At 73.6% G+C, this 216-nt stretch carries 1 protein-coding gene; it reads right to left on the bottom strand.

From position 1 onward, the window contains the following. Positions 1–216: bifunctional DNA primase/polymerase (locus TOK_RS23010; protein ID WP_141566510.1), on the bottom strand; the 216-nt coding region annotated here is incomplete at both ends.

Below are 216 nucleotides of genomic sequence, written 5' to 3'. Positions count from 1 at the left end.
CCCGCGGTGCGGGTCGAGGTCCACGACCAGCACGTTCGACCGGCCCACCGCGAGCCCCAGATTCCATGGCCGCACGCTCCACCACTCCTCGATCACCACCGGATCGCGGGTCGCGGCCGCCTCCCACTCCTTGACCGCGGGCAGCTTGCCCCGCGGCCACACCGGGAACACGTAGAGCCCGGCCGCCGCCGCGTCCAGCGCGGCCTGCATCAACCT

Origin of the sequence: Pseudonocardia sp. N23 (genome assembly GCF_002583555.1) — a bacterium.
In the GTDB taxonomy this organism is placed as follows: Bacteria; Actinomycetota; Actinomycetes; order Mycobacteriales; family Pseudonocardiaceae; genus Pseudonocardia.
Note: the sequence above shows the minus strand (reverse complement) of the source record. Positions and strands in the feature narration are given on the sequence as shown.